This window comes from Paenibacillus sp. 1-8 (assembly GCF_056316205.1).
Map to the genome: position 1 here is coordinate 1,271,871 of NZ_CM149995.1, position 12,464 is coordinate 1,284,334.

Consider the following 12,464-nt stretch of genomic DNA (forward strand, 5'->3'; position numbering starts at 1 on the left):
AAAACGGTGGAGGAATAGGAATGAAAAAAGCGCTGATCACAGGGATTACCGGACAGGACGGATCTTATCTGGCTGAGTTGCTGCTGTCCAAAGATTATGAGGTGTACGGGGTACGCAGACGTACCAGTACGCCGAACTTTGAAAATGTGGCACATATCCAGAATGACATTCATTGGCTTTCTGGCGATATGACCGATCTGGCTTCGCTCATCGAAGCCGTGCGTCAGTCTGACCCGGATGAGGTCTACAACCTGGCTGCCCAATCCTTCGTCGCGGCCTCATGGCCGCAGCCCTTGGCTACCGGGCAGATTACAGCGCTATCCGTTACCAATATGCTGGAGGCGGTACGGATTGCCAAGCCGGACACGCGCTTTTATCAGGCGTCGAGCAGTGAGATGTTCGGTAAGGTGCTGGAAACGCCGCAGACAGAAACAACCCCATTTTACCCGCGCAGTCCTTACGGTGTCGCCAAAGTGTACGGTCATTGGATCACGGTGAACTACCGCGAAAGCTTTGATATGTTTGCATGCTCCGGCATTTTGTTCAATCATGAATCGCCCCGCCGTGGGCTGGAGTTTGTAACACGCAAAGTGACGGATGCTGTAGCCCGTATCAAGCTGGGTTTGCAGCAGGAGCTGCGCATGGGGAATCTGGATTCGCTACGGGACTGGGGTTTTGCAGGAGATTACGTTAAGGCGATGTGGATGATGCTCCAGCAGGATCAACCGGATGATTACGTCATTTCCACGGGAGAAATGCATTCCGTCCGCGAATTGCTGCAAATTGCCTTTTCCCATGTAGGTCTGAACTATGAGGATTATGTCGTCATTGATCCTCAGTTCGTCCGTCCGGCAGAGGTGGATCTACTGCTCGGCGATTGCGCCAAGGCGAAGGAAAAGCTGGGCTGGCAAGTGGAAGTAGGCTTCGAACAGCTCATTCATATGATGGTGGATACAGACTTGGAGCGGGTAAAAAGACAGGCTGCGGTCGAGGCTTCCGTCGTCGTGTAGGACATGGAGGGGCCGCTCGCTTGCCGGGAGGTCTCTTCGCTGTACATTATTGTAGTCGCATCGGCAGAACAGCATGCTATGGAGCCGTGCGAAAGGTCATTTTTCAAGATGGAGTAGAGCTTATGACATTAGTCAAAAATCGCGCCAAACCGCGCAGAAGTCTGTTGGTGAATACGTCTTGGCTGTTCGGAGACAAAATGATCCGCATGGTGTTTGGACTGGCGGTCAGCATTATCATGGCGAGAGTGCTCGGACCGGAGGAACTGGGGAAATGGAATTATGCGGAATCTTTTTTCGGGATGTTCCTGATCTTCACGACGCTTGGTTTTGATTCCATATTGGTGCGTGATCTCGTCAAGGACCCCAAGGATGAGCATGAGTTATTGGGTACGGCGATTCTGCTGAAGCTGGTGGGTACTTTGGTAGCCATTGTCCTGTCCTGCTCCTTCATTTCGCTGCTCAGACCGGAGGATAGTTCCGTACGGTTGATCAATCTGATTCTGGCGACGGCCTCGGTGTTTCAGTTGTTCGATATCATCGACTACTGGTTTCGGGCGCAGATGTTGTCCAAATACACGGTCATTGCCAAGAACACAGCCTTTGTCCTCAGCTCCACCGTTAAAATCATTTTATTGTTGTCCGGTGTCCCCATATGGGTGGTGGCGCTGTGCGCTCATGGCGAGTTTCTGCTCGGAAGTCTGATTCTGCTGTATTTCTTCCGTAAGGAAGGACGGCATGTACACAAGTGGACGTTCAGCCTAACCACAGCACGACGAATCATAAATCACAGTTGGCCGCTTATTTTGTCATCCTCCGCTGTATATGTACAGGCACGGATCGATCAGGTCATTATCGGCGAGATGCTGGGAGATGCGGCCGTGGGGCAGTATTCTGTTGCGCTCCGTCTCATTGAAGTGCTGGGTTTCATTCCGGTCGTCCTTACTACGGCTTATGCTCCGGTGGTAACCCGATCCAAGATGAAAGGGAGCGACGAATACAGACAAACGTTGTCCAACGTGTACCGACTGATGTTTATCTGCTTTCTGGTGACCTCGATACCATTATTTTTTCTGTCGCAATGGGTGGTAGTCGTGCTGTATGGGCGGGAATTTACCGAGGCTGGCTCGTTGCTGTCGCTGTTTGCGATTCGTCTGTTTTTTACCAATTTCAGTGTTGCCAAAAGCTTGTTTATCACGAATGAAAATTTGTTCAAATATACGCTGCTGACCTCGATTGTGGGTGCGGTCACGAATGTGGCTTTAAATTATGCGCTTATCCCGTTGCTTGGTGTCCGAGGCTCGCTGGTGGCGACCATCTTGTCTTTTACGATATCTGTATTTTTATTAGATTTACTGTTTAAGGAAGTCAAAGCCAATTTGGGCTGGATGATGAAGTCGATCCTGACCTTCTGGCGTGTTCACATTACAGTACCGAAAGTTGGAGAGAACAATCATGATACCCATTAAACCGTTTGTTCAGCATGAGGGGCAGTGTCCGCATTGTGGAGGTAAGGTACGGGGCGGAGAGGTGCTGTGGCAGGGAATTCATGTATGTGTCAGCACTTGGTGTGAAGGCTGTGGACGTGAATATATCGAGGATATGCGGGTTGGTCACGCTACGTATTCACCCTATCGGGTAGAAATGCCCAACTATACATTGACTGGAGATGCGAAATCGAGAAAATGGCTCGGAGAACCCTTGCGGCAAGCACTGCTAAGTCCTTCCTATGATTTGGCGGTCGGCATGACTGTGCATACAATGAAACCCTTTAAGCGCGTCATCATCGTCAATACGATTGATTATTTGTATGGTCACGCTTTGCTCAAGCTGCTGAATGTACAGCGGGAATATGAACAATCACCAGAGCTGGGTATCGTCGTTATTGTGCAAAAATCGCTGGAGTGGATGGTACCCGCAGGTGTGGCTGAAATCTGGACAGTCGATGTGCCGTTCAGCAAGGCCCGTAACTTTTATCCGGTGCTGCATCATCGGATGATAGAGGAACTGGTGCGTTTTGACGAGGTCTATGTCAGCCCTGCGTATTCTCACCCCAGCCAGTTCGATATTGAGCAGTTTACGGGTGTCCCGCGTTATGAGGATGGCCGTGAGTCGGAGCCGCGTATTACCTTTGTATGGAGGGAAGACCGCTTGTGGAGCGGCAGCCATCATATCGCACGGGCAGTGCAGAAATTTCCGCAGCTCAAGCGTTGGCTTAAACCGCTGATTTATCATCAGCGCCGCAAAATCATTCGATTGTTCCGAAGGCTGCGGGAATCCTTTCCGGATTATCATTTTACGGTCGCCGGATTGGGTCGCACCGGGAGCTTCCCGTCATGGATTAACGACGAACGTGTCGCACGCTTCGACCGGGAAAGCGAGCTGCGAGTATGCGAGGTATATGCAGCCAGCCGATTGGTGATCGGCATTCACGGCTCCAATATGCTGCTGCCCTCCGCACATGCCGGCATGACGATTGACCTGATGCCCAAGGATCGTTGGGGCAACTACGCGCAGGATATTTTATTTCATGAAACGGACCATCGGCTTACGGCTTATAAATACCGCTTTGTCCCGATGGAGTCGAGCGTGACTTTGGTGGCGGACATGGCGGCTGCCCAGCTTAAAGGAGCAGACCATTTTAATATGCAGATGACGGAAGAAAAGCAGCGGGAGCATTCGGTTTGGAGGGGGGAGGCCGCTTCGGGCAGGGTTTGATCTTCCGGTCGCTGTTGACGTGGGATTCCCTGGTTTGAATAAGCCCTGTAGGGGGCGGAATCCCACGTCAAAGGCGAACGCTTCGCTTCTACAGATTCAAATCCTACCCTCCGCTACTTGCCGCCGCCAAAAAGAATTTCCCTCAGCCCATAGGGTGGGGGAAGGTAGAGCCCGCCCGGCGATAGCTTCGCTCTATCGCCGTAAATCTTTCGCCGGGCACTTCATGCCCTGAGTTCCCTTTTTTTAAATTAGGGTGACTTTATGGACACGGCGGTTAGCAGCGGAGTGGATGGAATCGTTCTGAAGAAGCGATAGCGTTCGCCTTTACCCCCGGATTTTACCCTTTAAAGGGTCTATACAATCAGATGAAATCCGGGGGTAACAGCGATCGGAAGAATGATCCATCCACGTAGCGGCCTCACCCCGCACCCCATAACTCACCCAATATGAAATGGCAGGAGCCTAATGATGATTCAAAAAATATTGTATCTTCGCAATTTTGCCAGCAAGGTGAACGGGGCCTCATACAATTTGCAGGAAGTCGGCTTGGGTAAAGCACTCGTTCGGAAAGGCTTCGATTGCGACATTGTCTACTACAACGACCACAAGGAAACCCATCTGGAGCAGGTATACCGTCACGAAGGCTGCACACTGCGCATCATCTGGCTCCACGGGTTGAAGTTCCTGAGCAACAGCATCTACAGGGATGTCCTCAAGGATTCATTTTTGACTGCTTATGATTTGGTCATTTCCACAGAATACAACCAGATCATGACTTATCTGCTTTCCCGCAAATGTCCCGAAAAGCTGGTGCTGTATCACGGCCCGTACCGGGATAACACACATGCGCTGATCCGAAGATTGTACGATACCCTGCTACTGCCGAAGGTGGCAAAGTCTCTACGCTGTACCTATGTCAAATCCGATCTTGCCAAGCGCTATCTGGAGGATAAAGGCTTTCACAACGTCGTCACCCTTGGGGTTGGACTGGACCGCAGCAAAGTCGAGGAGACACACAGCAGCGGCAACGACAAAAGCGAAGATCGCGAGAAGAATCGTGAGGTCACGGATGAGCTGAGGCGGCTCGGGGATCGTCCGGTGCTACTGTATGTCGGCGTGCTGGAGGAGCGGAGAAATATACGTTTTATGCTAGGCATGTTCAAAAAGGTACTTCAAAAGCATCCCTGTTGCCTTTTGTTAATCGTCGGGGATGGGCGTAAAGCGGATACGGATCGCTATTGGGCCTATGCCCATGAGCTTGGGCTGACGGACAGTATTTTGCATTTTCCAAGAGTGGAGCAGCGGCATCTGTGGCAGATTTATGGAGCGGCGGATGTGATGCTGTTCCCGACTCATTACGATATTTTCGGTATGGTGCTGCTGGAAAGTATGCTGTTTCGCGTCCCGATTATTTCTTCGGTGAATGGCGGCTCGGTTACCTTGATCGAGGACGGGATGAGCGGAGTGATCCTGAGCAGCTTTTCAGAGGAGGAATGGGTGAGTCGAGTCTCTGAATTGTTGGACAATGCTGAGCTGAGACAAAGTATGGCGGAGCAGGCGTTTCTTACAGTCGAGCGTATGTCGTGGGATCGTATTGCGGAAGAAATGCTAAGTCACTCACGGATACAGCCCATGCAGCCCATGCACCATCCTATGCAATCCGGGCAGGAAAGAGGGACAGCCACGTGAGCAAACAGATCAGCATACAGACGGGGCCTCCAGTGCGTCCACAGGCTCCAAGCCTAGGCCATCATTATGTTCAGGGAGAGGCCCATCAGCCCAACAACTCGTCACCGTCGGATACAGCCAACCCTGTCCATCGACGTGAACATAGCCATAAAACGGTGGGCAGGGTGCTGGTCATCCATAACTTTTATCAGCAAAGCGGGGGAGAAGACAAGGTTGTCGAACAGGAATTGGCTATGCTGCGCTCCAGAGGGATAGAGACGGAGCATTATTATGTGCATAACGACAGCATCCAAAGCAAAGGGCTGGTTAACATGGCAAAGCTGGCAGTGGAGGCGGCATGGTCCCTGCCAGAGTTTAAAAGAATCAAAAAGCTGCTTCTGCGGGTGAAGCCGGATGTGGTGCATGTGCATAACTTTTTTCCGGTTATTTCGCCTTCCGTCTATCATGCCTGTGAACGATTGGGAATTCCGGTCGTCCAGACGCTGCATAATTACAGGCTGATTTGTCCGGCGGCTACCTTTATGCGAGGGAATGAGGTTTGTGAAAAATGCTTGCACGGCACCTTGCTGCATTCCATCCGCCACGGGTGTTACCGGGGTTCACAGCTACAGACGATTCCGGTGGCGGCGATGATCAAGTTCAACGATCTGATCGGCACATGGCAGCACAAAGTAAGCCGATATATTGCGCTAACCGAGTTTGCGCGGGAGAAATTTGCTGAAAGTGGCATTCCACCCGATCGTATCGCGGTAAAGCCTAACTTTATCCAACGTAAAGAGGTGGAAGCCGTGTATGACCCGGATGATCGTTACTTGTTGTTTGTGGGGCGGATCTCAGCTGAAAAAGGGGTGCGTAATCTGCTGCAAGCCTGGACACAGGTGGAAGATCGGGGCGGCTTGAGACTGGTCATCATCGGGGATGGCCCGGAAAAGGCTGAACTGGCTGCCGCTTATCCGCAGGAGGATATTCGTTTTCTCGGCAAGCAGGATGGAGGCACGGTGCTGGATTGTATGAGCCGGGCCATGTATGTCATGGTCCCTTCCATTTGGTATGAAGGCTTTCCCATGACCATCGTAGAGTCCTATTCCGTGGGAACCCCGGTGTTGTGCAGCCGAATCGGGGCACTGGAGGAAGTGGTGGAGGATGGAGTGACCGGGTTCCATTTTCAACATGATGATATGGAACATATAAGTGCCGTAATCCGTCGTGCGACAGCCTATGAAAACTATCCAGCCATGAGACAAAAGGTTTCGGAAATATATGCTGCACGCTACACAGAAAAAGTGAATTACGAGCAACTGATGGCCATATACAGCGAGGCGATGGAGGAGCGTGATTATGAAGCAGCTGCCCCGGTATAGAGTCGGAAGGATTGCGGACGCAGATATTGCGGCGCTTACGTTTCAGGAAACAGTACACACGGTGGAGAAATGGGCAGTCGGACGCAAGGACAGCTATGTATGTATCTGCAACACGCATTCCATTGTTACAGCCGGAAATCAATCCGAGTTCCATGAAGCACTTGCGCGTGCAGATTTGTGTACCCCGGATGGTATGCCGCTGGTATGGGCGCTCAAGCTGTACGGATTTGAGCTTCAGGATCGGGTGGATGGCCCCAGTCTGATGCTCAAGCTGTGTGAACGTGCGCCGCAGACGGGATTAAGTATGTATTTTTACGGCAGCACGCCGGATACGCTGGACAGCTTGAAGGAAAGAGTGGAGCAGGACTACCCAGGAATCCGCATCGCGGGTGGCTTTTCACCGCCATTTCGGGAGCTTCGGCCGGATGAGGAGGAGCAGATTATTCATGACATCAATGCGTCAGGCGCGCATATCATTTTTGTCAGCTTGGGCTGTCCGAAGCAGGAAATATGGATGTATCGTAACAAAGACCGCATCCGTGGCGTGATGATTGGTGTAGGAGCGGCCTTTGACTATATCACCGGAAAGGTTCGCAGACCGCCGCTAATGATACAAAAGCTGGGGCTGGAGTGGCTGTACCGCCTGATTAGCGAGCCGAAACGGTTGTGGAAGAGATACGCCTATAACAATCCGGTGTATGTATACCGTTTTCTCAAATCCTATCGGCAGAACAAACGGCTGGCGCTCCAGCATAATCGGCATGCAGGGAGAGGCGTAGAGAAGTGAAGCTGGTAAAAGAGTAATGTAGCGAGACAGCATGTAAAAGGGGGAGCCGCTTTGAAGCTATGTGTAATTGGTGCGGGGTATGTCGGACTGGTATCGGGAGTCTGTTTTGCCGCGCTCGGGAATACGGTCGTCTGTGTCGACCAGAATGAGGACAAAATTAGTCAGCTTCATGAAGGAGAAGTACCGATTTATGAGCCGGGGTTAAAAGGCTTGATCAAGGATAATGTCGAGCAGGGCCGACTGACCTTTACAACAGATACCACATCTGCGGTAGAGGGAGCGGAGATTGTTATTTTGGCAGTGGGTACACCTTCGTTGCCGGGCGGGGAAGCGAACCTGTCCTATATTGAAGGAGCCGCACGCGAGGTGGCAGACGCCATGAATGGCTACAAAGTGATTGTCACCAAAAGCACAGTGCCTGTCGGAACCAATGATCGTATTCACAGTCTAATCGCGAGCCGCACGAACTACTCTTTTGGCGTGGCTTCGGTTCCTGAATTTTTACGCGAAGGCTCGGCGGTAGCAGATACGCTCCAGCCGGACCGCATCGTGATCGGGGCATCCGATCCTCATGTCGCCGCTGTGCTGTGTACGCTGCATGAGCCGCTGACGACAAATATTTTGACCACAGATATCCGTTCGGCGGAGATGATCAAGTACGCGTCGAACGCTTTTTTGGCGACTAAAATTTCGTTTATTAATGAGATTGCGAATATCTGTGAGAAAGTGGGCGCAGACGTCACGCGTGTGGCACACGGCATGGGGCTGGATCAGCGGATCGGTTCCTCTTTTCTGTCCGCAGGCATCGGCTATGGCGGCTCTTGTTTTCCCAAGGATACACAGGCGCTGATCCAGATTGCGGGCAATGTGGATTATGAATTCAAGCTGCTGAAATCCGTGGTGGAAGTGAATCAGGGGCAGCGCTTTAATGTGATACGCAAGCTGGAAGAAGCCTTGGGTGATCTGGAAGGAGCCACGATTGGCATATGGGGGCTGGCATTCAAGCCTAATACAGATGATGTAAGAGATGCTCCAGCGCTGGATATTATGCAGTCGCTTCTGGAAGCGGGGGCGCAAATACGTGCATATGACCCGGTCGCCACCGCCAACTTCCGCAGATTGCTCGACAGCTCGGAAGTGACGTGGGCCGATAGCGCACGAGAAGCGGCAGAAGGATGCGACGCGCTGTGCCTGCTAACCGAGTGGGAGGAATTTGGTGAGGTGGGGCTGGGCGAGCTGAACGAGCTTATGAAGCATCCCATTATGATCGACGGACGCAATGTGTACCGTGAGGAGCAAATCAGGCAGTCTGCCTTTGCATACTATTCTGTCGGCAGGCCGCAGATGAACAATCTGGATATGGATCGTCATCGGTCTGTAATGAACCCGTAAAGGGGGAGGCTCTGTATGAAACGATGGCTGAAGATGACATTGGGGGCTGCGGCATTATTGGTCGTAGGGGCTGCTGCCTACACCGCTTATGTGTATCATTCCTTTAAAACGGCGGCAAATGCGATGTATCATCCGCGCAGCATCGTGCAGCCTGGGGCGGTCTCTACCCTTGCAACGGGCGGAGCAGGGCGATCCGTAGGTACAGACACTGGATCAAGTACACCCAATCCGGCAGCCATCTCCCAGTTTAAGCCGTTCACCGTGCTGGTGCTGGGCGTAGATCGGCGGCCTCACGATCCAGGACGATCGGATACGATGATCGTCCTGTCTGTTAACCCTGCCGAAGGCTCTATGTTGATGTTCAACATTCCGCGTGATACGCGAACAGAGTTGATCGGCAGGGGACGTGAGGACAAAATCAATCACGCTTTTGCTTTTGGGGGCGTGGATATGTCGATCCGTACGGTAGAACATTTTTTGAACCATCCGATAGATTACTATGTACAGATGAATATGGAAGGGTTTGCGAAAATGGTGGACCTTGTGGGGGGAGTCGAGGTTCATAATCCACTTGATTTTCAATATGAGGGCCATCATTTTGCACAGGGTAATTTGAACTTGAACGGGGCTGAGGCGTTGGCCTACGCTCGTATGCGTTTCGATGATCCACGAGGGGATCTCGGAAGAAATGCCCGCCAGCGGGAGCTACTCAAGCAAATTCTTGCCCAGTCCATCAGCAAGGAAGGGTTGTTGAGGGTAAAACCGATACTGGAGGCAGCGGGGGAGCAGATTCGCACAGACATTACCTTTGACGATATGACCACCTTCCTGACTCGGATCGGTCCGTCCCTCAAGCAGACGGATACCGTTGAGCTGAAGGGACATGGGGGTAAAATCAACGGCGTGTATTATTACATTGTGGATGAGCAGGAACGCCAGCGTATCCATGGAGTGCTGGAGAAGCATAGGCTTACCACTGCCATATCACCTTAGGTAAGCCTTATGTAGGCGGGTGCCCTTTGGGGAGGTCACCCGTTATTTTCTTCTAAAGTCTTCTAAACAAGGCTTGTCCCACATACATCTGTAGAGAATTCGGTATAGTCCAACAGAGGGAGGGGCAATGTGTGCTGTTTAGAAGGAGAGCGGCTTCTACGTTTGTCCGCAAGCTGCTGTATTTTGCATTGATATGCGGGCTGTTATGGCTGCTGTGGCTGGGTCTGCGCGAGGTAATGTCTACGGGTGAGGGCGATCAGGCGGTAGAAGCGCTGAATGAGTTTTATACGATGGAGCAATCGGGAAATTTCGGAGGCTCATGGGAGCTTTTTCATTCGCAAATGAAAAAGAAATTCGAAAAATCCACGTATGTGCAGCAGCGTGCACATGTGTTTATGCAGGATATGGGGACAGATACGTTCACATTCGAGCTGGGAGAGCCGCAGGCTGAATATGATATTCGCACAGAGCAGAGTGTAGACGAGCTAGGGAAGGTTTACCGTATTACGGTTACCCAGCATTACAAGACCCGATTTGGTAATTTTGATATCGTACAGCCTTGTTATGTGACGCAGGAAGGTGAAGAATGGCGGGTGCTTTGGATATACAAGGATAAGGAATAGATCGGACGCAGTGTTTCTAACAGGTTAAATATGGTACAATACTTCCAAAACCGGAAATGAACAGCAAAATAGAATAGAGCTTCACTCCGGATGGAAGGAGTTTCATAGCATGCAGCAAGCGACAGGACAGCTTCCCGTCATACGTATGGAGGGTGTGAGTAAAATCATTTCCTCAAAAGCGATTGTGGACGATCTGACGCTGGAGGTTCCAGCGGGGCAGGTATTTGGTTTCCTCGGACCGAACGGTGCGGGAAAAACAACCACCATCCGTATGATGGTTGGCTTGATTTCGATCAGTAAAGGCGATATCCATATTTGTGGAGACAGCATCAAAACCGATTTTGAAAAGGCCGTTTCCCACGTTGGTGCGATTGTGGAGAACCCGGAGATGTACAAATTTATGACCGGCTATCAAAATTTGCAGCATTTTGCGAGAATGTCACCAGGGGTGACCAGGGAGCGCATAGATGAGGCGATCCGCCTGGTAGGACTCGGAAACCGGATACACGATAAAGTCAAAACCTACTCGCTCGGAATGCGGCAGAGACTCGGGGTAGCACAGGCCATCTTGCATCGGCCGAAGCTGCTCGTGCTGGACGAGCCGACCAACGGTCTGGACCCGCAGGGTATCCGCGAACTGCGGGATTATTTGCGACAGTTGAGCCGGAGCGAGGGAATTACAGTATTTGTATCGAGTCATTTGTTGTCCGAAATGGAGCTGATGTGCGACCGTGTCGCCATTATCCAAAGCGGACGGCTGATTGACATCAAGCAGCTAAAGAGCACAGGCGAAGAAGCCCAGACGGCGGAAATTGCTTTTGAAGTGAATGATCCCCAGCAAGCCTATGCGCTTGCCGGAGCAGGGCGCGTCGAAGGCAATCAACTGCTGCTGCATCTGGAACGGGAGCAGATAGCAGACATGAACAGCCTTCTGGCTGCAAATGGAGTCAAGGTATATGCGATTCGTCCGGTGGCCCGTACGTTAGAAGATCAATTCTTGGAAGTGACGGGAGGCGGGTCCATTGGCTGACTTCTTCAAGCTGGTACATAACGAAAATCTTAAAATTTACTTGCGTGTACGGACGTGGATTATGCTAGGGTTGCTAGCGGTCATCACGGCTGTGATTCCGATGCTGATTGCCCTGGTTTCCGATCAGGTCAGCGTGTGGGATGGTATCGTGTTGACGGCGATGTTTACATTTTTCCTCAATACGACGTTTACGGTCATTGTAGCGGCTGATTCGGTGGCGGGTGAATTTACATGGGGAACCATCAAGCTGCTGCTTATCCGTCCTTGGACCCGCAGCAAAATTCTTTTGTCCAAATATATATCGGTCATCCTGTTCAGTCTGCTCGGAACGTTCATTTTAATAGCGATGGTTACGCTGTCCTCTTGGCTGATGTTATCCAAAGATACGCCAGCCGGTTCGATTCCGCCGTTCAGTGATCCGATTTCTTATGTAACACTGAACTTCTTGTACAGCTATATCGCTCTATTCGTGACCATCGCCTTTGCTTTTATGCTGTCCGCTGTTTTTCGTTCCAGCGCCTTGGCGATTGGCCTGTCTTTGTTCATGATGTTCACCAAAACAATCTATAATTCAATCGGTTTGTTTAGTACAGATCGTTATGAATGGACCAAATACGTGCTGTTTACGCATATGGACCTGAAAAAATATCTCGAAATGCCGCCGGGCACAGTAAGTTCTGGTTTGACCTTTTCGCTCACCGTGCTGGCTGCCTATTATGTAGTTTTTATCGTAATTGCCTGGGTAGTTTTTGTAAAACGAGATGTTTCAACCTAAACCGATCCTCTGGTTCGATCTGAAAGGACGTGTTAAATGGCTATCCATTTGCACGTCCTTTTTGCGCTGTTTTGGCGCTGTATTTATAC

The 12,464-nt window shown here is 51.2% G+C and carries 11 protein-coding genes; all 11 read left to right on the forward strand.

Annotation, left to right across the window (positions count from 1 at the left end):
- The first annotated feature begins 20 nt into the window (after positions 1-20).
- The 11 genes from gmd (at position 21) to AC0WRU_RS05935 (ending at position 12,375) form a co-directional block, all read left to right on the forward strand.
- Complete coding sequence (gene gmd, locus AC0WRU_RS05885) at positions 21-1,010, forward strand: GDP-mannose 4,6-dehydratase (RefSeq protein ID WP_476127615.1); 990 nt, start codon at positions 21-23, stop codon at positions 1,008-1,010.
- 122 nt (positions 1,011-1,132) lie between these two features.
- Complete coding sequence (locus tag AC0WRU_RS05890) at positions 1,133-2,476, forward strand: flippase (RefSeq protein ID WP_476127616.1); 1,344 nt, start codon at positions 1,133-1,135, stop codon at positions 2,474-2,476.
- Positions 2,463-3,725, forward strand: coding sequence for a hypothetical protein (locus AC0WRU_RS05895; RefSeq protein ID WP_476127617.1), 1,263 nt, complete (start codon positions 2,463-2,465; stop codon positions 3,723-3,725). Before AC0WRU_RS05890 ends, AC0WRU_RS05895 begins: the two co-directional genes overlap by 14 nt.
- A gap of 468 nt (positions 3,726-4,193) precedes the next feature.
- Positions 4,194-5,414, forward strand: a complete 1,221-nt coding sequence (locus AC0WRU_RS05900; protein ID WP_476128582.1) for a glycosyltransferase family 4 protein — start codon at positions 4,194-4,196, stop codon at positions 5,412-5,414.
- A 155-nt stretch (positions 5,415-5,569) separates the two neighbouring features.
- Positions 5,570-6,775, forward strand: a complete 1,206-nt coding sequence (locus AC0WRU_RS05905; protein WP_476128583.1) for a glycosyltransferase family 4 protein — start codon at positions 5,570-5,572, stop codon at positions 6,773-6,775.
- Entirely contained in the window at positions 6,753-7,562 is an 810-nt protein-coding gene (locus AC0WRU_RS05910) for a WecB/TagA/CpsF family glycosyltransferase (RefSeq protein ID WP_476127618.1), read from the forward strand. Before AC0WRU_RS05905 ends, AC0WRU_RS05910 begins: the two co-directional genes overlap by 23 nt.
- Positions 7,563-7,613: 51 nt before the next feature.
- Positions 7,614-8,954, forward strand: coding sequence for a UDP-glucose dehydrogenase family protein (locus AC0WRU_RS05915; RefSeq protein ID WP_476127619.1), 1,341 nt, complete (start codon positions 7,614-7,616; stop codon positions 8,952-8,954).
- A gap of 15 nt (positions 8,955-8,969) precedes the next feature.
- A complete protein-coding gene (locus tag AC0WRU_RS05920; protein ID WP_476127620.1) occupies positions 8,970-9,947 on the forward strand; it encodes an LCP family glycopolymer transferase in 978 nt (325 codons plus the stop codon).
- 131 nt (positions 9,948-10,078) lie between these two features.
- Positions 10,079-10,570, forward strand: a complete 492-nt coding sequence (locus AC0WRU_RS05925; protein ID WP_476127621.1) for a hypothetical protein — start codon at positions 10,079-10,081, stop codon at positions 10,568-10,570.
- A 109-nt stretch (positions 10,571-10,679) separates the two neighbouring features.
- Complete coding sequence (locus AC0WRU_RS05930; protein ID WP_476127622.1) at positions 10,680-11,600, forward strand: ABC transporter ATP-binding protein; 921 nt, start codon at positions 10,680-10,682, stop codon at positions 11,598-11,600.
- Entirely contained in the window at positions 11,593-12,375 is a 783-nt protein-coding gene (locus AC0WRU_RS05935; protein WP_476127623.1) for an ABC transporter permease, read from the forward strand. Before AC0WRU_RS05930 ends, AC0WRU_RS05935 begins: the two co-directional genes overlap by 8 nt.
- Positions 12,376-12,464 lie beyond the last annotated feature (89 nt).

What these genes read in the sequence shown, in the direction of transcription:
- AC0WRU_RS05930 (WP_476127622.1), top strand. Translation starts at nt 10,680, where the DNA reads ATGCAGCAAGCGACAGGACAGCTTCCCGTCATACGTATGGAGGGTGTG.
- AC0WRU_RS05900 (WP_476128582.1), top strand. Translation starts at nt 4,194, where the DNA reads ATGATTCAAAAAATATTGTATCTTCGCAATTTTGCCAGCAAGGTGAAC.
- AC0WRU_RS05910 (WP_476127618.1), top strand. Translation starts at nt 6,753, where the DNA reads ATGAAGCAGCTGCCCCGGTATAGAGTCGGAAGGATTGCGGACGCAGAT.
- AC0WRU_RS05895 (WP_476127617.1), top strand. Translation starts at nt 2,463, where the DNA reads ATGATACCCATTAAACCGTTTGTTCAGCATGAGGGGCAGTGTCCGCAT.
- AC0WRU_RS05890 (WP_476127616.1), top strand. Translation starts at nt 1,133, where the DNA reads ATGACATTAGTCAAAAATCGCGCCAAACCGCGCAGAAGTCTGTTGGTG.
- AC0WRU_RS05920 (WP_476127620.1), top strand. Translation starts at nt 8,970, where the DNA reads ATGAAACGATGGCTGAAGATGACATTGGGGGCTGCGGCATTATTGGTC.
- gmd (WP_476127615.1), top strand. Translation starts at nt 21, where the DNA reads ATGAAAAAAGCGCTGATCACAGGGATTACCGGACAGGACGGATCTTAT.